Origin of the sequence: Azospirillum sp. ST 5-10, from assembly GCF_051225715.1 — a bacterium.
Taxonomy (GTDB): Bacteria; Pseudomonadota; Alphaproteobacteria; order Azospirillales; family Azospirillaceae; genus Azospirillum.
This window is the reverse complement of sequence record NZ_JBPJSP010000027.1, coordinates 76,921-95,392: the sequence shown is the minus strand read 5'-3', so window position 1 is coordinate 95,392 and position 18,472 is coordinate 76,921. Positions and strand designations below refer to the sequence as shown.

Here is an 18,472-nt window from a genome sequence, read left to right as displayed (position 1 = left end):
CGTGGTAGACCACCACGTCGATAGGAGGCATGTGGACGCGCGGCAACGCGTGAAGCTGAGCCTTACTAATCGCTCGAGCGGCTTGATCTCGCCCGCGCGTCCTGCGCAGCAGCAAGCCCGCAACCCGCACCGAAAACGCATCCCTCCGTCACAGAACCGTCCTTCCCGCCGCCCGCGGCGCGCTCCCCCAAAGGGGGAGCGCGCCGCGGGCTTTTGGCCCGGCTGTCCGTCGGGATGGCTCGACCGCCGCGTCGCGTTGCGGCCACGCCTGTTGCCGAACGGACACGGGCGGGGTCGCGCACGCGCCAGGGGCCGGCAGGGTCCATGGATTCGATTGCGGACGGTCGGCGAACCGATCATGTATGGATCGTGGAAGATCCGCGGGTTCACAGCGCTGTTGCTTGTGGCGCTGTTGCGGGACCCGCCGGGGGTGGAGAGCGGCATGGCACCGACCGACGCGCCGCGCGTCCTCGTCGCCGAAGACGAGGTTTTGGCGGCCATGGCTCTGGAGGAGGCGCTGTCGCGCGCCGGTTTCGGGGTCGTCCTCGCCGGCGACGGCGAGCAGGCGGCCGCCGCTTTCGCCGAGAGCGCCGTCGACGTCCTGGTGACCGATCTGCGCATGCCGCGCCTGGACGGGGTGGGGCTGATCCGCCGGCTGCGCTCGGCGCGGCCGGACCTGCCGGTGGTGGTGATGACCGGCTATCCGCCCGAGGGCGACTTCAACGCCCTGTGCGGCGGTGGGGCGTCCGACATCCGCGTCCTGCTCAAGCCCGTCAGCCCCAACGACATCATTTCGGCCATCCGCGCCGCGCTGCCGGCCTGACGCCGGTCCGGCCGGGGAACAAACGGCGGCGGCGGCGTTTACCCTTGCGAACCCGCCGCCCGTTCCCCGCAGACCGTCGGAGCCCCGATGAGCGAGTCCGGCCTCCAGCCCCACGGCTTCACCGCGCGGGCGTACCGCTCGACCAAGGCGGCCGGGGCGCTGGCCCACGAGTTCGCGGTCTTCCCCCTGGACGCCCGGTCGCGGCGGCGCTGGTGGCTGCTGCTCGCCGCCGGCCTGCTGCTGACCGCGGCGGGCGCCGTGTCGACGGCGGTCCTGCTGCGCGACGGTCTCGGCATCTGGGGCATCAACAACACGGTGGCCTGGGGCATCGCCATCGTCAGCACGATCTGGTGGATCGGCATCGCCCACGCCGCGACGCTGCTGTCGGCGGTGCTGTTGCTGATCGGCAAGGAGTGGCGGACCTCCCTCAACCGCTACGGCGAGGCGATGGCGCTCTACGCCGCCCTCTGCGCCGCCATCTTTCCCATCCTGCACCTCGGGCGTCCCGGCTATTTCTACTGGATGTTCCCCTACGCCAGCACCACCGGCGTGTGGCCGCAGTTCCGCAGCCCGCTGGAATGGGACGTCTTCTCCTACCTGTTCTATCTCGTCTACGTCTTCGTCTTCGGCTACGTCGGGATGATCCCCGATCTGGCGATCCTGCGCGGCCGCGCGCGGACGCGGCTGCGGGCGCTGATCTACGGCGTGGCCGCCCTGGGCTGGCGCGGGTCGGCGGGGCAGTGGGCGGTGTGGCGGGCGATCTACCGCAGCCTTGCGGCGCTCGCCATCCCGGCGGTGTTCGTCCACACCGGCGGCGCCTATCTCTTCGCGTCGTCGCCCCTGCCGGGCTGGCACAGCACCATCCTGCCGGCCTACGTCATGTTCGGCGCGCTGTTCTCCGGCTTCGCCCTGCTGGCGATCATCACGGTCGTGCTGCGCGAGGCGTTCGACCTGCACGACTATCTTTCCCGCGTCCATCTCGACTATCTCGGCCGCGCCATCCTGCTGTTCGGGGCGCTGATGCTCTACGCCCACGCCTTCAAGGAGTTCCACGCCGCTTACGGCGCCGGCGCCGGGTTGGACGCGCTGGTGGAGCGGGCCACCGGTCCGTACGCCGTGCTCTACTGGGGTGCCCTGGCGGTCAACGTCGGCGCCGTGGCATTGCTGGTCCGGCCGGGTGTGCGCTGTTCGCCGGTGGCGCTGCTGGCGGTGTCGGCCGCCGTCGTCGCCGGCATGTGGGTCGACCGCTACGTGCTGCTGGTGACCGGGCTGTCCCGCGGCTTCCTGCCGGCGCGCTGGGAGACCTACAGCCCGACCGTGTGGGACTGGACCCTGCTGGCCGGCACCGGTGGTCTCTTCCTCGTGCTGTTCCTCCTGTTCGTGCGCGTCCTGCCGCTGCTCTCCATCACCGACGTCAAGGAATCGTTGCACGAGGGACGGGACGGGTAGACCGCCCGTTGCCGGGCGCGGCGGCAGCCTGCGGTCCCGCCCCGGCCGGCGCCTTGTTTTCCATAACTGCCCTTATATGACTTTTGCGTGGCGCGGGCGGAGTCACGCTCGCGCCGCGGCTGCGGCCCTCGCCCGCAGCCAGATGCCGATCGCGGTCACCAGAGTCAGGATGGTCGCGGTGATCATCACGGCGACGACGGCCTGGTCGAACGCCGCCCGGGCGGCGTCCCGAAGACGGGCCGCCGCTGCCGTCGGCAGTCCGTCGGCCGCCGCCAGGGCCTCGTCCAGGCCGTGGAACACCACCGGCGGGACCTCGATCCCCACGGGGGGAGCGAGCGCCATGCCGTAGGCCGCCGTCAGGACGCTGCCGAGCAGCGCCACGCCGATGGCGCCGCCGAATTCGAAGGAGACCTCCTCGATCGACGCGGCCATTCCGGCACGGTCGCTCGGCGCGTTCGCCATGATGATGGTGGAGGCCGCCGTCATGGTGAAGCCCAGCCCTGCTCCGAGCACGGTGAATCCCGGGATCTGCCAGAGCAGCGGCAGATCGCAGGTCGACGCGGAGAGCGCCAGGCCGACGCTGGCGGCGAGCATTCCGCTCCACAGGACCTTCAGCGGGCCGACGCGCGGCGACAGGGCCCCGGCAAGCGGGCCCGCGAAGAACGCCGCCAGCGCCGTCGGGAGAATGAACAGCCCGGCCTGGAGCGGCGTCAGCCCGAGGACCAGTTGCAGGCGTTGCGACAGCGCGAGCTCGAAGCCGACGAGGGCCAGCATGGCGACGACGGCGGCGATGACCCCCGACGAGAAGCGCCAATCCTTGAAGAGCGAGAAGTCGACCAGCTTGTGGACCATGCGGTCCTGGCGACGCTTGAACGCCAGGAAGGCCGCGCAGCCGACGAGGAGCGCCAGGGCGGCGTGCGCCCAGGCGACCTCGTGCTTGGCGACCTCCTTGATGGCGAACGCACAGGCCACGAGCCCGACGAGGATCTGCAGCGATCCGACGAAGTCCCAGGGGCGGGCCGCATGGCCGAGCGACGTCGGGACCATGAGAACGGCGAGAACGAGCGCGCCGGCGACGATGGGAACGTTGATCAGGAAGACGGAGCCCCACCAGAAGTGCTCGAGAAGGATGCCCCCGAGCAGCGGACCGAGCGCCGCGCCGCCGGACGCCGTCGCCGCCCAGACGCCGATGGCGAGCGAGCGTTCGCGCTCGTCCGGGAAGATGAGACGGATGATCGACAAGGTCGCCGGCATCATCGCCGCCGCCCCGACGGCCAGGAGGGCGCGGGCACCGATCAGGACCGACGGAGCCGGCGCGAAGGCGGCGATCAGCGAGGCCGTGCCGAACACCAACAGGCCGAACAGGAAAAGCCGTTTGTGGCCGAGACGGTCGCCGAGCGTGCCGAGCCCCGGCAGGAGACCGGCCATGACGAGGGGATAGGCGTTGACGATCCACAGCTTCTCGGAGGCGGTGGCGGCAAGGTCCGTCGTCAGGCGCGGCAGTGCGGTGTAGAGAACCGTCATGTCGACGGTGATCATGACCAGCGCGGTCGACAGTATGGTCAGCACCAGCCAGCGGTTGCCGGCAGTCGATGTCGTCATCGGAAGATCGCCATGGTCGGAGGTGGCTGGCCGTGGACGGCGAGCGTGAGAGACGAGGGCGGCGCGCTCAGCGCTCTCCGTCGACGAGCGCGCGGAGATCCGCGATCAGACTTCGCCACTCGTCCTCGTCGGCCTGATAGAGCCGGAAGGCGCGAAGCATGAAGGCGCCTTCCGTCGCGAAGAACGCCAGGCGGGCGCGGCGGCCTTCGTCCGTTCGAAGATCGAGCCCCGCCAGCTTCTCCCGGTACCAGCCCTGCGTCTCGTCGATGAAGGCGTTCGCCTCGATCAGCGCCGCCATCAGCCCGGCGGCCCGCGCGTTCTCGGCCTCGTCCGTGTCGAGCGAGACATCGATGTGCCCCCGGACGGCGGCGACGGGGTCGGGGGACGTCCCGGCGATCGCCTGGATCTTGGCTTCGTACTCCTGCGTCCAACGCTCCACCAGCTTCTGGATGAGGTCGTTCTTGGTGCCGAACCGGGACTGGACGCCCCCCTTCGAAATGCCCGCGGCCTTGGCGACGGCGTCGATGGTGAGGCCGCTCGTCCCGCTTTCCAGCAGGATGCGCTCGGCGATGTCGAGGACCTTGTCGCGGTCGATGGTGGGTGGGCGTCCCATCGGGCTGCACTCGGCGAATTAAAATACGGACGTATGGATTTATATCCGCAGGCGGCCCGCCTTGCAAGCGCCGCGAATCCGGGGGACGCCCCCGCGCAGCCCGGCTCTCCCAACCGCGCGATTCCGGCGGCGGATTATCGCCCCTGCGCGCTCGTGGCGTCTGGCTGCCGCCGCGGGCCCATGCTATGACACGGCCCCATGGCGACCGCGAAGACCAGACCCCCCGCCCCTGCCCGGCTCCCCGCCGCCCCCAAGGAGCCGCGGCGCGCCGCCGCCGACGGCGAAGGCCAGGTGCCGACGCTCAAGGCCTTTTCCGTCCTGGGCGCGGTGGCGACGGCGGAACGGCCCATGAGCATGGCCGAGCTGGCGGTGCGCCTGGGCATGCCCAAGCCGACCGCCTACCGCATCGCCCGCCTCCTGGAGGGCGAAGGGCTGCTGGAGCGCGAGGCCGGCGGCCGCCGCTTCGTGGCGGGGCGGCGCCTGCTCGGCTTCGCCCTCGACATCGTCGCCGCCTCGGTGCGGACGGCGCCGCGCCACACGGTGCTGGAGGCGCTGTCGCGCCAGCTCGGCGAGACGGTCAACCTCGGCGTCATGGTCGGCAACCAGGTCGTCTACATCGACCGCGTCGAGGCGGCCTGGCCGTTCGGCCTGCGCTTCGAACCGGGGTCGCGGGTGCCGCTGCACTGCACCGCCATGGGCAAGCTGTTCCTCAGCGCCCAGCCGCGCGCCCGCCAGGAGCAGATCATCGGCAAGGTGCCGCTGGAACGCTACACCGAGAACACCATCACCGACCCGCAGCGCCTGCTGAAGGAGCTGGAGCAGATCCGCGCCGAAGGCATCTCCACCGACCACCAGGAGTTCCTGGCCGGCGTCGTCTGCGTCGCCGTGCCGGTCCTCGACGCCGCCGGCAACACGGTGGCCGGGCTCGCCGTCTCGGCGCCGATGGCGCGGATGACCCTGAAGCAGGCGCTGCAGCACGTCCCTGCCCTGCGGGGCGCGGCGGCCGGCCTCGCCGACACCCTGGTGGTGCCCGAGCCGGAGGCGGAGGAGGAACCGCCCGCCGACGAGCCGCCGGCGCGCAAGCGGCGCGCCGCGCGCAAGGCCTGAGGTCCGCTCAGGGCTTGGCCGGCTCGCGGCGGTGCGGGCAGCCGGCGGTCTTGTCCGGCTCGCCGACGTAGGCGGTCAGCCGCGGCTCGTCGATGCGGCCGACGAAGGTGGCGGTGTAGACCAGCGGCTCGGCGGCGCTGGCGTTGTGCTGCTGGTGGCGCACGTCCGGCGGGACGGCGACGACGACGCCGGGACGCAGCGCCACGTCGCCCTGTCCGTCGATGGTCAGGGTGCCGGTGCCGCTCAGCACCGTGAGGTACTCGGGCGCCGCATGGACATGGCGGTGCGCGTCGTGCCCGGGCGGCACCGTCAGCCGCTCGACGGTCAGGAAATAGCCGGGATCGCCGGGGATCGGCCCGGCCGGCAGCAGCACCTCGCACGACACGCTCATCGGCCGGGGCTCGGCGGCGCCGGCCGCGGCGGCGGCGGCGATGGCGGAGAAGAAGGCGAGGATCGGGATCACGACGGTTTCCCCCCGAGGGTGATGGCGCCGGTCCCTGATACCCCAACCGGCGGCGGCGAAAAACCACAAAGCGATCTTGCTCTAAGTATTTGAATTTGGAGCGGGATCACGCCAGGTGATGCCACCTGGCGTGATCCCGCTCTATGCCACCGCCTCCAGCGCTCCGCCGCCGTCCATGGCCCAGCGCCGCAGGGCGGCCCGGGCGATCTTGCCGCTGCCCGTCAGCGGCGTGGTGCCGGCGGCGAACAGCCGGCGCGGGCACTTGTGGGCCTCCAGATGGCGGCGGCACCAGGCGCAGACCTCCTCGGCCGTGCCGCGGCGGCCGTCGCGCCACCACACGACGGCGGTCACCGCGTCGCCCCAATAGGGGTCCGGCAGGCCGAACACCACCGCCTCGGCGATGTCCGGGCAGCTGCGCAGCACCGCTTCGACCTCCGCGGGATAGACGTTGAGGCCGCCGGTGATCAGCATGTCGCCGGCGCGTCCGGCCAAGCGCAGCCAGCCGGCCCGGTCGAGCGACCCGAGGTCGCCGACCGTCGCCCAGTCGCCCCGGCGGCGGAAGCCGGCGCCGTCGCCGGTGCCGAGATAGCCGTCGCTCAGCATGGCGCTCCTCACCCACACCGTGCCGACCTCGCCCGGCGCCGCCGGCGTGCCGTCGTCGCGGCGCACCGCCAGGTCGACGCCGCGGAAGGCGCGGCCGACGCTGTCGGCGGGGCCCCCCTCGCGCGACGCCAGCACGCTGACGAAGCTCAGCTCCGAAGCGCCGTAGTACTCGAAGACCTCGGCCTCCGGGAAGGCGGCGGCGAGGCGGTCGTGGAGGACCGGGGCGAGCTTGGCGCCGGCCGAGATCACCCGCTGCAGGGCGGGCAGGCGCAGGTTCCGGGCGGCGGCCGCGTCGAGCAGCGCCACCAGCATGGTCGGCACCGCCACCAGGGTGGTGAGGGCGTGCCCGGCCAGCCGGTCGACGGCTGCGGCGGCGTCGAAGCGCCCCAGCACGTGGACGGCGGCGCCGGCGCACAGCCCTTCGACCGCGGCGTAGAGCCCCAGCCCATGGACCAGCGGCCCCGGCACCAGGATGCCGTCGGCCTCGCCGATGGCGAACTCCTCCCGGCTCGCCGCCAGGGAGGCGATCCAGGAGCCCTGGGAGCGGATGAACGCCTTGGGCCGCCCGGTGGTGCCGGAGGTGAAGCCGATCAGGAACGGGGTGTCGGGCGCGGCCTCGGGCGGCGCCGCGGCGCCGTCCCGCGGCGCTCCCCCTGCCCTGCCCGTCCCCTCCTCGGTCACCACCAGCGCCGGCGCCACCGTCTCCAGGGCGGCCGCCGTCTGCGCGGCGCTCCATTTCGGGTCGAGCAGGGCCGCCGTGCCGCCGGCCAGCACGGTGCCCAGGAAGACCTCCAGGAACTCCGGCCGGTTGGTCATGCGCAGGGCGACCCGGTCGCCCGGCCCGACCCCGGCGGCGAAACGGCGCGCCGCCGCGTGCAGGGCGCCGTAGGTCACCGCCTCGGCGCCGAACCGCAGCGCCGGGCGGTCGGGGTGGCGGGCCGCCGCGGCCGCGAAGGGCGCCAGCAAACTCATCGGCGGGCCGACTCCAGCGGCCGCACCCGGCGCAGGGTGGCGGCGACCGCGGTGGCGGCGCCGGCCTTGATCAGGTCGCCGGGAAGGAAGGCCAGCGTGCCCGTCGCCGCCTTCTCCCAGGGGACGCCGGTGACCAGCGCCAGCCAGGCGATGCCGCCGGCGTAGACCACGGCGATGCCGCCGACGGCGCAGCACAGGAACAGCGGCAGCGGCCGCGCCCCGGCGCCCAGCCGCTCGGCCAGCCAGCCGACGACGAAGGCGCCGGCCGGCCAGGCCAGCAGGAAGCCGCCGGTCGGCCCGAAGACGGCGCCGACGCCGCCGCGCCCGCCGGCGAGCAGCGGCAGGCCGGCGGCGAGGAGCAGGATGAACAGCGCCATGGCGATCGCCGCCCGGCGCGGGCCGATCACCGCGCCGGCCAGCATCACCCCCAGGGTCTGGGCGGTGATGGGCACCGGCAGGAAGCCCAGCGGGATCGGCGGCACCAGCCCCAGGGCGGCGACCACGGCGGCGAACAGGGCGCACAGCACCATGTCGCGGGTATCGAGCGTCACGAACCGTCCTCCTTCGTCCTGCGGGAGGCGGCGGGGTCGTAGCCGCGCGCCTCCAGCGCCTCGGTCAGCGCGTCGGCCAACCCCATCACCTTGACCGTCAGCGGCACGAACAGCGCCAGCACGCTGCGCTCGACGCCGCGCGCGCGCTGCGCCATGCGGATCTCGCGCACCTGTTCCACCAGCAGCGGCACCAGCCGGATCGTCAGCGCCAGCATCAGCGCCAGCTTCTCCGGGTCGACGCCCAGCGGCCGCAGCACCGCGAACACCCGCTCGAACAGCGCCACCATGTCGCCGACCCGGGTGGTCAAGGTCACCGCCGTCGCCAGCATGACCAGCACCGCGAAGCGGCCGGCCGCGGCCAGGCCCTCCAGCCAGCCGAGCCCGGCCAGCAGGGCCTGGGCGCCGAAGAACACCACCATGATGGCGAAGACGGGGCGCAGCTGCCGCAGCACCGTTCCCACCGGCAGGCGCGCCGCCGCCAGCAGCGCCAGGCTGAGCGGTGCGCCGACGGCGAACGCCCACGGCCCGGGCAGCGCCAGCAGGCCGCCCGCCAGCACCAGCAGACCGCCCAGCTTGACCCCCGCCGGCAGGGCGTGGACCGGGGAATCGCGGTGCAGGTAGAGGCCGGGGGTCACGCCAGCCGCTCCACGTAGGCGCGCAGCGCGGGTCCCGGCGCGTCGTCGGCCGCCACCCGCCCGTCGGCCAGCACCAGCACCCGGTCGAAGCGGGCCAGCAGGTCGAGGTCGTGGGTGACGACGACGGCGGTCTGCGCCAGCCCGTCGATGGCGGCGGCGACCCGGCGGCGGTTGCGCAGGTCGAGCAGGGTCGTCGGCTCGTCGAACACCACGCAGGCGGGCTCCATCGCCAGCACGGCGGCGATGGCGAGGAGCTGCTTCTCGCCGCCGCTCAGGGTGTGCGCCGCCTGGTGGCGGTGGCCCTCCAGCCCGTAGCGGGCGAGTGCGGCGTCGACGCGGGCGGCGATCTCGGCGCGGCCCAGCTTCATCGCCTTGAGGCCGAAGGCGAGGTCCTCCTCCACCGTGGGATAGACGATCTGGACGTCGGGATTCTGGAAGACGAAGCCGACGCGGCGGCGCACCGCCCGTCCCTCGGTGCGGGTGTCGAGCCCGTCCACCAGCACCCGGCCGCGCGTCGGCACCACCAGGCCGTTGAGGAGCCGGGCGAGCGTGCTCTTGCCCGAACCGTTGGCGCCGACCACGCCGATGCGCCGTTCCCGCAGGGTCACCGTCACCCCGTCGAGGACGGGGCGGTCGTCGTAGCCGTGATGGACGTCGTGCAGCTCGATCATGGCCGGTCCCCGTTCATCCCACCAGCACGACCTTGCCGATCCGGCCGGGCGTCTCGGCGGCGCGCATGGCCGCCGCGGCGTCGGCGAGGTCGAAGGCCGCCGCCGGCGGGAGCGCCAGGCGGCCGTCGGCGACGCGTTCGATCACGGCGGCGAAGGCCGCCCGCCACGCCTCGGGCGTGCAGCCGTCGACCCACGGCTTCAGCCAGAAGCGCCGCACGGTGACGCCGCGGGCCGCCGCCTGCGGCGCCTTCGGCGACAGCAGCGTCCCCGACAGCAGGCCATAGGCCAGCAGGGTCGCGCCGGGCTCCAGCAGGTCCAGGAGCGCCAGCCCGTCGGCGCCGCCGACGGCGTCGAGCGCCGCCTGCGCGCCGCCGCCGAGGCGCGCCAGCGCCGCGGCGGGGTCCTCCCGCGTCGTGTCCACCACCGCCGCGGCCCCCAGGGCCATCAGCGCGCCGGCGTGGGCGTCGCCGCGGCACAGCGCCAGCATGCGCAGGCCGAGCTCGCGGCAGGTCTGCGCGGCGATGCGGCCGCAGGCGGACCCGGCGGCGTTGACGACCACCACCGCCCCGGCCGGCAGCCGCAGCTCCTCGGTGAGCATCCGCCGCACCGACAGCGGGTTGACGTAGAGCTGGGCCGCGGCGTCGTCGGGGATCGCGTCGGCAAGCGCGACCGTCCACGCCGCCGGCACCCGCGCGTGGCTCTGCCACGTGCCGTCGCCGCGCAGCGCCAGCACCCGCCGGCCGAGCCATTCCGCGTCGGCCGCCGCGCCGACGGCGACGACGCGGCCGACCCCTTCGAAGCCCGGCACGAACGGCAGCGCCGTCGCGGCGGCGTAGGCGCCGCGCACGGTGAGCAGGTCGGACGGGTTGACCGCGCGCGCGGTCACCCGCACCAGCAGGTCGCCCGGGCGGCAGGCCGGCTCCGGCGCCTGGACCAGGCGCAGCGCGTCGGCCGGCTCGCCGAACCGTTCGCAGACGAGGGCCCGCGCGGCCGCCGCGTCAGGCATCCGCCGGCTCGACGTCCGGCAGGGGCAGGATGGCGAAGTCGTGGCGGCCGTCGCCCAGCGCGGTGACGTCGTAGTGGAAGCGTCCGGCGATCCGGTTGTCGGCGTCGAAGGTGACGAAGCGCGGCTTGACGGCGGCGATCTCCGCGGGCTGGCAGTACCAGGAGGCGGCGACGATGACGGTGTCGCCGGGCTGGCAGGTGCGGGCCGCCGCCCCGTTCAGCACGCAGCAGCGGGAGCCGCGCTCGCCGAAGATGACGTAGGTGCTGATCCGCGCGCCGGAGTTCTTGTTCCAGATCTCGACGAACTCCAGCGGCAGGATGCCCACGGCCTCGCAATGCTCGGGGTCGAGGGTGATCGAGCCCTGGTAGTCGAGATGGGCGTCGGTGACGCGGATGCCGTGGAGCTTGGCCCGGACGACCTTGATCATGGGCAGTTCCTTTCCCGGGGAGCCGCGGCCGGCGGGGCGGCGGTGTCGGACCGGCCGTATACGCCAGATTCGCGCGGCAAGCTCAATCGCTTTCTGCGACCGCGGCGGCGGCCCGGCCGACCCGCTCGGCGGGAAAGCGGCAGATCGCCCGGGTCCCGGTTCCCGGCGCGCTGTCCAGGGTCAATGTGCCGCCGTGGGCCTCCATGAAGCGCCGGGCCAGCGGCAGGCCGAGGCCGGCGCCGTCGTGGTTGCGCCGCAGCGCGCTGGTCACCTGCCCGAACGGCTGCATCACCAGGGCGAGGTCGGCGGCGGCGATGCCGATGCCGGTGTCGGCCACCTCCAGCACCAGGGCGCCGTCGTCCTCGATCCGGCCCGACACCGCCACCCGCCCGCCCTCCGGGGTGAACTTGACGGCGTTGGTCAGCAGGTTGAGCAGCACCTGCAGCACCCGCCGCGCGTCGGCCCGCAGCACCGGCAGGTCGGCCGGCAGCGCGTCCTCCAGCCGCACCCCGGCGCCCTCGGCCCGCTGCTCCACCAGCCGCAGCGCCTCCTCGACCAGGTCGGCGAGGACGAAGGGCGCCTCGTTCAGCACCAGCTCGTCCGCCTCCACCTTGGCGAGATCGAGGATGTCGTCGATCAGGGCGCAGAGATGGCGGCCGGAGCGGCCGATGTCGGCGAGGTAGGAATCGCACTCGCGGATCGTCTTGTCGCCGAAGGTGCCGAGGCGCAGGGCGTCGGAGAAGCCGATGATGGCGTTGAGCGGCGTGCGCAGCTCGTGGCTCATGTGGGCGAGGAACAGCGACTTGGCGCGGTTCGCCGCCTCCGCCGCGTCCTTGGCCCGGTGCAGCGCCGCCAGGGCTTCCTCGAGGGCGCGGGTGCGTTCCTCCACCTTGCGCTCCAGGCCCCGGTTCAAGTCCTGGATCTTGGCCTCCGCCGCCTGGCGGCGGGTGATGTCGCGCGCGGTGATCAGCACGGCGGAGCCGCCGGCGAGCCGGACCGGTGCGGCGGCGAGCTCGACGACGGCACGGCGGTCGCGCAGCGTCACCACCCGGTCACGGTCGGCGGCCCCGGCCGACAGCGAGATCACCGCGCGGTGCGCCGCCGCGCGCCAGTCCGGGTGGACCAGGTCGAGGACCGGCCGGCCGAGGATGTCGGCGGGCTCCGGCGCATCGACGAGCCGCAGCGCCTCGCCGTTGGCGAAGACGATGCGCCCGGCCTGCTGGATGAAGATCGCCACCGGCGCCGTCTCGACGACGGTGCGGTAGCGCTGTTCGCTCTCGCGCGCGTCGCGCCGGCTGCTGCGCAGCCAGTTGGCGTAGTGGGCCAGCCCGAACAGGGTGCCGCACAGCAGCCCGAGGATGGCGCCGCCGAGCAGCCGCGGCACGGTGCGGTCGCCGACCAGGGTGTCCCAGCCGCCGCGCGGCCGGGCGGCGAGCTGCCAGGAGCCGCCGGGGAAGACGACGTCGGTGGTGACGGAGCGGCCGGCGAACAGGTCCGGCGGGCCGAAGAACAGCTCGCCCTGCGCACCCCGTCCGTCCTTGCCGCGGATCGCCACCTCGAGGGCCGGGCCGTCGCCCTGCCCGCTCCCGTCCACGCCGATGCCGGCGCGGCGCAGCAGCCGGTCGACGTCGATGGCGATCGAAATCGTGGCGATGAGGCGGTCCGGCCCGTCGCCCGGTCCGGAGGCGAACACCGGCAGGCGGCCGATGACGGCGTCGCCCCCCTGGATCAGGCGGGTGGGCCCGGAGACGACGGCGCTGCGCTCGCGGATCGCCCGCTGCAGCGTGGCGTACTGCTCGGGAAGGCGGCGCATGTCGGTGCCGACGACCGAGGCGTCGGGGTGGGCCCGGGTGATCGTCGTGCCCTCGATGATGGCGACGTTGCGCACGTAGTCCTGCGGCCCGGTCAGTTCGCGGACCAGCTGGTCGAAGATCGCCGGCGTCATCGTGCCCTGCATCTGCAGCGGCGCGGCGATCCCGCGCGAGGTGAGCAGCGAGGCGGACAGCAGCGCCTCCAGCCGCGACCGCACGGCGCCGAGCTGGTGCATGACCTGGTTGTGGGCGGCCTGTTCCCGGCCCGCGCGGTCGAGCCGGTCGAGGGTGAGCATGGCCAGTGCGGCCGCCAGCGACAGCAGGAGGGCGGCGAGATGGGTCACGACGCTGCGTGCCAAGACGGGCCTCCACCGGGCTGCGCGGCCCGGTCTGCGGGTTCTCCGCTATTGGTATGCGGGGGCGGCCCCGACAATCCAGCGTCCTTTTTCGCGGCGCCGCCGGATTCGTTGGCGCCGCCAGCTGTTGGCCTGGAAGCCAATTGTATTTGGTATACCAGGTACCGTATTTCAACGGTTGAGCGCGGACCTGTCCGCCCCTAGATTGGCAGCACGACAACAGACGACGCACCCGAACGAAGGAGATCCGCCATGTCCATCGCCGCCGTCCTCGAGATCCTGGTCCCCGCCGCCGCCCTGGCCGGCCTCGCCGCCGTGGCGCTGGAGATCCTGGTGAAGGACCCCAAGGCGCTGGTCGAGATCGTCACCGACGTCCGCGCCATGGCGCGGCCGACCGTCGCCGCCGGCGCCGCCCGGCCGGCCAACAGCAACGCCCACGGCGACGCCCGCGCCGCCTGATCCCGGCCGCGCCGGTCAGACGGTCCGGCCGCCCGCGGCGTGGCGCGCCAGGGCCGCCTTGAGGAGGTTCGGGGTCACCGGCTTGTAGAGGAGCCCGAGCTGGAGCGCGGCGGCGTCGCGCTGCGGCTCCGGGCCGATCTCGCCGGTGAGGATGATGCCCGGCACCTCCGGCCCGAAGCGGGCGCGGATGCCCTCCACCGCCTCGGTGCCGACGCGCCCGTCGCGCAGCCGGTAGTCCACCAGCACGACGTCCGGCCGCCGCCCGGACTCCTCCAGACGCTTCAGGGCCGGGGCCGCCGCCATGGCCGTCAGCACGTCGTAGCCCCATTCCTGCAGGATCGTCCGCAGCCCCATCAGCACCACCGCGTCGTCGTCGACGACGACGGCGAAGGCGCGCGGCGTCGCCGTCTCCACGGTGGCCGGGCCGGTGCGGGCGGTGCGGGCCGCCGGATCCCGGCGGCGCGCCAGCGGCACCTCCACCGTGAAGACGGTGCCGCGGCCGGGCCGGGAACGGACGGTGACGGGGTGGTCGAGCAGCGCCGACAGGCGCCGCACGATGGCGAGGCCGAGGCCGAGGCCCTGGCTGCGGTCCCGGCCGGGATTGCCGACCTGGTGGAACTCCTCGAAGATGGCGCCGGTCTGGTCGGCGGGGATGCCGATGCCGGTGTCGCGCACGCGGATGCGGAGGCGGTCGCCGGAATCGCCGCAATCGATGCGGATGCGGCCCCGCTCGGTGTAGCGCACGGCGTTCTCGATGAGGTTGCGCAGCATGCGGCCGAGCAGGATGCGGTCGCTGCGCACCGTGTGGTGGCACGCCGTGACGCGCCATTCCAGCCCCTTGCCCGCGGCGACCGGCGCGTAGGAGGCGCCGAGGTGGTCGAGCAGATCGCCGATGGCGAACTCCTGCACCTGCGGGCGGACGATCCCGGCGTCGAGGCGCGACAGGTCGAGCAGGCCGTCGAGCAGCCCCTTCAGGGTCTCCAGGCCGTGCTGCAGGTGCCGCATCTTGCGCTGGCCCGTCTCGTCGCCGGCAAGGTGCGGGGCCAGGGCTTCGGCGAACAGCAGGATCGACTGCATGGGCTGGCGCAGGTCGTGGCTGGCCGCCGCCAGGAAGCGGGTCTTGGAGCGGTCCGCCTCCTCGGCCACCTCGCGCGCCCGGTGCAGGTCGTGGATGTCCATGGCGGTGCCGATCCAGGCGATGGGGCGCCCGTCCTCGCGCAGCGGCACGACCCGGCCGAGGTGCCAGCGCCAGGCGCCGTCGCTGCGCCGCACCCGCACCTCGCAGGCGTAGGGTTCGCCGGCGCCGATGGCCGGCCGGCGGAGGTCCTGGATGCGCGCGCGGTCGTCGGGATGGAAGAACTCCCAGCGGTTGCCTTCCGTCTTGTCCTGGCCGGTGTAGGCGCGCCAGGCCGCGTTCGAATATTGCAGGGTGCCGTCGGCGTCGGCGAGCCACATCATCACCGGCGTGTTCTCGACCAGCGCGCGGAACCGCTCCGCGCTGGCGTGGTGGACCGCGCGCGCGTCCAGCTCGTGCATGGCGCAGTGGGCGAAGTCGGCGAGGTCGCGCCGCGCCTCGGCGTCGAAGTCGTGGCGCGGCCGGCGGTCGATGACGCACAGCGTGCCCAGGCGCAGGCCGTCCGCGGTGACCAGCGGCGCCCCGGCGTAGAAGCGGATGCCGGGCTCGCCGGTGACCAGGTCGTTGTCGGCGAAGCGGGGATCGCGGGTGGCGTCGGGCACCACCATCACCGTGTCCTCCAGGATGGCGTAGGCGCAGAAGGAGAGGCGTCGGCTGGTCGACGGGACGTCGAGGCCGACGCGCGCCTTGAACCATTGGCGGTTCTCGTCGACCAGGCTGACCAGGGCGATGGGCGTGCCGAAATGGCGCGTGGCCAGGCGCACCAGGCGATCGAACAGGGGCTCGGCCGGCGTGTCGAGGATGGAGCGGACGCGCAGCGCGGCGATGCGCGCGGGTTCGTCCAGAGGCCAAGGGGGTTCGATCGAACTCATCCGGCCCTTTCCGTGCCTCAGCGTGCTTCCATTAGCTTACCGTGATTTATAGCCTAACATGATCCGCCGGGCCGGCGTTTCGCTCTTTTGGCGGCACCGCGACGGCGCGGGTCACCCCGCCGGCCGTCGCACCCCGGTGAGGCTGCGCGACGCCGGGGCGCCGAAGGTCCGGCGGAAGTCGTGGGCGAAGTGCGGCTGGTCGGCGAACCCGGCGGCATGCGCGGCGGCGGTGAAGGAGTTCCCGGCGACGATCTCGCGGATCGCCGAGCGCATGCGCTGCCAGGCGCGGTAGCGGCGGAAGGGCACGCCGACCTCGCCGGTGAACAGGTGCTGGAATCGCGAGGCGGACAGGCCGACGCCGGCGGCCAGCCGGGCGACCGGCGCCGGGGCGCCGTCGTCGCCGTGCAGGTCCGCCACGACGCGGGCGATCCGCCCGTCGATCGACCGCGCCGCCCGGGGCGCGGCGAATCCGACGAGGTCGCGCAGCGCCTCCCCCGCCCACCCCGGGCTCGACCGGTCCTCGTAGAGCGTGCGCAGCAAGGATACCTCGCCGCCGTCGCCGACCAGCGCGCCGCCCACCTCGCGCGCGCCGCGCACCAGCGGGAGGAGGGCGTGCAGGCCGCCGGCGTGCGGCTCGACGTAGAGGACGGCGATGGGGTCCCCGCCGACGTCCAGCTCGTGCAGGACGCCGGCCGGGATCACCGCGGTCCGGCAGGCGAGCCATGGCCCGCCGGCGACGCGCAGGCCGAACGGCCGATGGAGGCCGGCGAGGTAGACCGGGGCACCGTGCTGGTGGCTGGCGTTGTAGTCGAGCGTTCCGGCGAAGAAGGTGCGGCCGTCGTCGACGTGCCAGAGCGGGCCGGGCGGAGCCGCAGCACGTTCGTACAAGCGCGAACCGTCGGCCATGACTATCCTCCGCCAGAGTGCTCGTCATCGCGTCCGCCCACGGCGATCGGCGGCCGGCGATCACATCATGACCGGCGTCAAGTCGGCAATGAGACTTTATGGGAAGGAGGACGCCCGATGTCTGCTCGCAGCCAGGGTTCGACACGCCGCCGTGTTCTGGCATCGGCCATTGCCCTTGCCGCCGCGCCCATCGTTTCTGCAAACCTCTGCGCTCCGGCGGGCGCCGCGGCGCCGCTGCTCGGCCCGTCGATGCCGCGGCACTACCGCTTCCGTCTGGGAGCGTTCGAGGTCACCAACATCCTCGACGCCGCCGCGGTGATCGACGGGCCCTGGCCGATCGTCGGCGAGGATCAGCCCCGCGACGCGGTCGATCGCCTGATGCGCGACAGCCTGCTTCCCGCCGGCCGGTTCCAGCCGGGTTTCACGCCGACCATCGTCAACACCGGGCGCGAGGTCGTCCTGTTCGACACCGGCAACGGCGCCGACGGCTTCGTTCCCCGGCCGGACGGCGGCTGGCTCGCCGCCATGCTCGCCCCGGCGGGGTTCGCCCCCGAGCAGATCGACGTGGTCGTGCTGACCCACGCCCATCCCGACCACATCGGCGGCCTGATGGAGGGTGGACGGCCGCTGTTCCCCAACGCCCGCTACGTCGTCGGCGACGTCGAGCACGCGTTCTGGTCGCAGGAGGAGCGGCTGGCGGCGCCCAAGGACAGCAACGCCTACCCTCGGCCGTGCTGTTCCGGGCCAACCTGGTGCCGCTGGCCGGCCGGACCAGCGTCGTCAAGCCGGGCGGCGAGGTCGTTCCCGGCATCCGTGCGGTGGCGAGCTACGGCCACACCCCGGGGCACCTCGCCTACCACATCGAGAGCGAGGGCCGCCGGATGCTGATGTGGGGGGACTGCGCCCATCACGAGGTGGCGTCGCTGGCGCATCCGGGATGGCATGCCTTCTTCGACATGGACAAGGAGGCGGGGGCGGCGACACGGCGGCGCATCTACGACATGGTCGCCGCCGACCGGCTGCTGGTCTCGGCCTACCACATGACGTTCCCGTCGCTCGGCTACGTGGAGCGCAAGGACGCGGCGTACCGCTGGGTGCCCGTCACCTACCAGCTCAACCTGTAGCCGCCGGGGAACGGACGATGCCCGCCAAGACGCTGCTGCGCGCCGCCACCGTCGCCACCATGATCGCCACTGCCGGGATCGCCACTGCCGGGATCGCCACTGCCGGCACGGCGCCGGCGGCGGACCTGGCGATCGTCCTGCTCACCGACGTCTCCGCGAGCATGGACGACGACGAGTTCGCCATGGTCAAGCAGGGCTACCTCGCCGCCTTCGGTGATCCCGACGTGGTCGCCGCCCTGGCCGCCAACCCCGGTGGCGTGGCCGTGGCCTACGTGGAGTTCTCCGGCGGCGGCGAGATCGCCACGGTCGCCGGATGGAGCCTGCTCACCGACGCGGCGTCGGCCGGTGCGTTCGGCCTGGCCGTCGCCACGGCACCGCGCTCCAGCGCCGGCAACACCGCCTTGGCGGCCGGCCTCCGGCACGCGGCGGCGATGCTGTCGGAGGGCGGGTTCGGCGGCGCCCGGCGCATCATCGACGTCGTCAGCGACCACGAGGGCGACGGCGGCCGCTCCGCCCCCGTGCGCGACGCCGCCGTCGCCGCCGGCATCACCATCAACGCCCTGCCCATCGCCGACGGCCGGCCGAGGGGCACCTTCGACGGCCGCCTCACCTATTCCGGGGCGCCATGGGGGCTGGGCGGGATGACCGCCTTCTACCAGCGGGACGTCGTCGGCGGCCCCGGCAGCTTCCTGATCAGTGCCCGCGACCACCGTGCGTTCGGCGAGGCGCTGAAGCGCAAGCTGCTGCGCGAGCTGATGGCGCGGGACGCGGAGCCGCGCCGGGGAGCGGCGAGCGCCGCGTCGGTCGTCGCCGCGGCCGGCCCGTGTTGCGGCGAGCGGGCCGCTGCGGCTACGGTCGGCCGGGGATCGGCATGGGAATGAGGCGAG

19 protein-coding genes and 1 rRNA gene are annotated in these 18,472 nt (G+C 73.6%); 8 read left to right on the top strand and 12 right to left on the bottom strand.

Translation table 11 applies throughout. The annotated features are described in order from the left end of the window. The 3 genes from ACSBPG_RS24420 to nrfD all read left to right on the top strand — a co-directional run. Positions 1 to 90, top strand: a 23S ribosomal RNA gene (locus ACSBPG_RS24420); the annotation flags it as partial. Positions 91 to 442: 352 nt separating this feature from the next. Then, positions 443 to 823, top strand: coding sequence for a response regulator (locus ACSBPG_RS24415; protein ID WP_435539840.1), 381 nt, complete (start codon positions 443 to 445; stop codon positions 821 to 823). A gap of 87 nt (positions 824 to 910) precedes the next feature. Beyond that, on the top strand, positions 911 to 2,272 hold the full coding sequence (gene nrfD, locus ACSBPG_RS24410) for an NrfD/PsrC family molybdoenzyme membrane anchor subunit (protein WP_435539839.1): 1,362 nt from the start codon (positions 911 to 913) through the stop codon (positions 2,270 to 2,272). 102 nt (positions 2,273 to 2,374) lie between these two features. Here nrfD and ACSBPG_RS24405 read toward each other — a convergent pair whose 3' ends face one another. Continuing rightward, a complete protein-coding gene (locus ACSBPG_RS24405) occupies positions 2,375 to 3,874 on the bottom strand; it encodes an MFS transporter (RefSeq protein WP_435539838.1) in 1,500 nt (499 codons plus the stop codon). Positions 3,875 to 3,941: 67 nt separating this feature from the next. Further along, positions 3,942 to 4,487 carry a TetR/AcrR family transcriptional regulator gene (locus ACSBPG_RS24400; protein WP_435539837.1) on the bottom strand — a complete coding sequence of 182 codons (546 nt, stop codon included), beginning with the start codon at positions 4,485 to 4,487 and terminating at the stop codon, positions 3,942 to 3,944. Positions 4,488 to 4,685: 198 nt separating this feature from the next. Between ACSBPG_RS24400 and ACSBPG_RS24395 the strand changes: the two genes are divergently transcribed. Continuing rightward, positions 4,686 to 5,594, top strand: a complete 909-nt coding sequence (locus ACSBPG_RS24395; protein WP_435539836.1) for an IclR family transcriptional regulator — start codon at positions 4,686 to 4,688, stop codon at positions 5,592 to 5,594. Between the two features lie 7 nt (positions 5,595 to 5,601). Here ACSBPG_RS24395 and ACSBPG_RS24390 read toward each other — a convergent pair whose 3' ends face one another. From ACSBPG_RS24390 to ACSBPG_RS24355, 8 genes are all read right to left on the bottom strand, one after another. Further along, positions 5,602 to 6,057: a cupin domain-containing protein gene (locus ACSBPG_RS24390; RefSeq protein ID WP_435539835.1), complete on the bottom strand. Its 456-nt coding sequence runs from the start codon at positions 6,055 to 6,057 to the stop codon at positions 5,602 to 5,604. Between the two features lie 141 nt (positions 6,058 to 6,198). Further along, the gene (locus ACSBPG_RS24385) at positions 6,199 to 7,632 is read right to left on the bottom strand and encodes a class I adenylate-forming enzyme family protein (RefSeq protein WP_435539834.1); all 1,434 of its coding nucleotides are present in this window, start codon (positions 7,630 to 7,632) and stop codon (positions 6,199 to 6,201) included. Further along, complete coding sequence (locus ACSBPG_RS24380) at positions 7,629 to 8,183, bottom strand: biotin transporter BioY (RefSeq protein ID WP_435539833.1); 555 nt, start codon at positions 8,181 to 8,183, stop codon at positions 7,629 to 7,631. Before ACSBPG_RS24380 ends, ACSBPG_RS24385 begins: the two co-directional genes overlap by 4 nt. Then, on the bottom strand, positions 8,180 to 8,818 hold the full coding sequence (locus tag ACSBPG_RS24375; protein ID WP_435539832.1) for an energy-coupling factor transporter transmembrane component T family protein: 639 nt from the start codon (positions 8,816 to 8,818) through the stop codon (positions 8,180 to 8,182). The genes ACSBPG_RS24380 and ACSBPG_RS24375 overlap by 4 nt, the downstream gene beginning before the upstream one ends. Beyond that, positions 8,815 to 9,489, bottom strand: a complete 675-nt coding sequence (locus ACSBPG_RS24370) for an energy-coupling factor ABC transporter ATP-binding protein (RefSeq protein ID WP_435539831.1) — start codon at positions 9,487 to 9,489, stop codon at positions 8,815 to 8,817. The genes ACSBPG_RS24375 and ACSBPG_RS24370 overlap by 4 nt, the downstream gene beginning before the upstream one ends. Before the next feature lie 13 nt (positions 9,490 to 9,502). Continuing rightward, on the bottom strand, positions 9,503 to 10,495 hold the full coding sequence (locus ACSBPG_RS24365) for a zinc-binding dehydrogenase (protein ID WP_435539830.1): 993 nt from the start codon (positions 10,493 to 10,495) through the stop codon (positions 9,503 to 9,505). Continuing rightward, complete coding sequence (gene panD, locus ACSBPG_RS24360) at positions 10,488 to 10,922, bottom strand: aspartate 1-decarboxylase (RefSeq protein WP_435539829.1); 435 nt, start codon at positions 10,920 to 10,922, stop codon at positions 10,488 to 10,490. Before panD ends, ACSBPG_RS24365 begins: the two co-directional genes overlap by 8 nt. Before the next feature lie 82 nt (positions 10,923 to 11,004). Beyond that, positions 11,005 to 13,092, bottom strand: coding sequence for an ATP-binding protein (locus tag ACSBPG_RS24355; RefSeq protein ID WP_435539828.1), 2,088 nt, complete (start codon positions 13,090 to 13,092; stop codon positions 11,005 to 11,007). A gap of 249 nt (positions 13,093 to 13,341) precedes the next feature. On the opposite strand from ACSBPG_RS24355, the gene ACSBPG_RS24350 reads away from it, so the two are divergent. Then, a complete protein-coding gene (locus ACSBPG_RS24350) occupies positions 13,342 to 13,548 on the top strand; it encodes a hypothetical protein (protein ID WP_435539827.1) in 207 nt (68 codons plus the stop codon). Between the two features lie 15 nt (positions 13,549 to 13,563). Here ACSBPG_RS24350 and ACSBPG_RS24345 read toward each other — a convergent pair whose 3' ends face one another. Together ACSBPG_RS24345 and ACSBPG_RS24340 are read right to left on the bottom strand one after the other, a co-directional pair. Next, positions 13,564 to 15,555 (bottom strand): hybrid sensor histidine kinase/response regulator, encoded by a 1,992-nt coding sequence (locus ACSBPG_RS24345; protein ID WP_435539826.1) that lies wholly within the window; start codon positions 15,553 to 15,555, stop codon positions 13,564 to 13,566. Positions 15,556 to 15,666: 111 nt separating this feature from the next. Beyond that, positions 15,667 to 16,461: a helix-turn-helix domain-containing protein gene (locus ACSBPG_RS24340; RefSeq protein WP_435539825.1), complete on the bottom strand. Its 795-nt coding sequence runs from the start codon at positions 16,459 to 16,461 to the stop codon at positions 15,667 to 15,669. Positions 16,462 to 16,578: 117 nt separating this feature from the next. Here ACSBPG_RS24340 and ACSBPG_RS24335 point away from each other — a divergent pair, with 117 nt between their 5' ends. The 3 genes from ACSBPG_RS24335 to ACSBPG_RS24325 are packed head-to-tail and all read left to right on the top strand — an operon-like array spanning position 16,579 to position 18,466. After that, the gene (locus ACSBPG_RS24335; protein ID WP_435539824.1) at positions 16,579 to 17,349 is read left to right on the top strand and encodes an MBL fold metallo-hydrolase; all 771 of its coding nucleotides are present in this window, start codon (positions 16,579 to 16,581) and stop codon (positions 17,347 to 17,349) included. Beyond that, a complete protein-coding gene (locus tag ACSBPG_RS24330) occupies positions 17,343 to 17,585 on the top strand; it encodes a hypothetical protein (RefSeq protein WP_435539823.1) in 243 nt (80 codons plus the stop codon). Before ACSBPG_RS24335 ends, ACSBPG_RS24330 begins: the two co-directional genes overlap by 7 nt. A gap of 17 nt (positions 17,586 to 17,602) precedes the next feature. After that, complete coding sequence (locus ACSBPG_RS24325) at positions 17,603 to 18,466, top strand: DUF1194 domain-containing protein (RefSeq protein WP_435539822.1); 864 nt, start codon at positions 17,603 to 17,605, stop codon at positions 18,464 to 18,466. Positions 18,467 to 18,472 lie beyond the last annotated feature (6 nt).

Excerpts from the sequence above, each read along its gene's own strand:
- ACSBPG_RS24350 (WP_435539827.1), top strand. The coding sequence starts at position 13,342 with ATGTCCATCGCCGCCGTCCTCGAGATCCTGGTCCCCGCCGCCGCCCTG.
- ACSBPG_RS24400 (WP_435539837.1), bottom strand. The coding sequence starts at position 4,487 with ATGGGACGCCCACCCACCATCGACCGCGACAAGGTCCTCGACATCGCC.
- ACSBPG_RS24325 (WP_435539822.1), top strand. The coding sequence starts at position 17,603 with ATGCCCGCCAAGACGCTGCTGCGCGCCGCCACCGTCGCCACCATGATC.
- ACSBPG_RS24385 (WP_435539834.1), bottom strand. The coding sequence starts at position 7,632 with ATGAGTTTGCTGGCGCCCTTCGCGGCCGCGGCGGCCCGCCACCCCGAC.
- ACSBPG_RS24340 (WP_435539825.1), bottom strand. The coding sequence starts at position 16,461 with ATGGCCGACGGTTCGCGCTTGTACGAACGTGCTGCGGCTCCGCCCGGC.
- ACSBPG_RS24395 (WP_435539836.1), top strand. The coding sequence starts at position 4,686 with ATGGCGACCGCGAAGACCAGACCCCCCGCCCCTGCCCGGCTCCCCGCC.
- ACSBPG_RS24335 (WP_435539824.1), top strand. The coding sequence starts at position 16,579 with ATGTCTGCTCGCAGCCAGGGTTCGACACGCCGCCGTGTTCTGGCATCG.
- ACSBPG_RS24415 (WP_435539840.1), top strand. The coding sequence starts at position 443 with ATGGCACCGACCGACGCGCCGCGCGTCCTCGTCGCCGAAGACGAGGTT.
- ACSBPG_RS24370 (WP_435539831.1), bottom strand. The coding sequence starts at position 9,489 with ATGATCGAGCTGCACGACGTCCATCACGGCTACGACGACCGCCCCGTC.
- ACSBPG_RS24345 (WP_435539826.1), bottom strand. The coding sequence starts at position 15,555 with ATGAGTTCGATCGAACCCCCTTGGCCTCTGGACGAACCCGCGCGCATC.
- ACSBPG_RS24405 (WP_435539838.1), bottom strand. The coding sequence starts at position 3,874 with ATGACGACATCGACTGCCGGCAACCGCTGGCTGGTGCTGACCATACTG.
- ACSBPG_RS24365 (WP_435539830.1), bottom strand. The coding sequence starts at position 10,495 with ATGCCTGACGCGGCGGCCGCGCGGGCCCTCGTCTGCGAACGGTTCGGC.
- ACSBPG_RS24330 (WP_435539823.1), top strand. The coding sequence starts at position 17,343 with ATGCTGATGTGGGGGGACTGCGCCCATCACGAGGTGGCGTCGCTGGCG.
- panD (WP_435539829.1), bottom strand. The coding sequence starts at position 10,922 with ATGATCAAGGTCGTCCGGGCCAAGCTCCACGGCATCCGCGTCACCGAC.
- nrfD (WP_435539839.1), top strand. The coding sequence starts at position 911 with ATGAGCGAGTCCGGCCTCCAGCCCCACGGCTTCACCGCGCGGGCGTAC.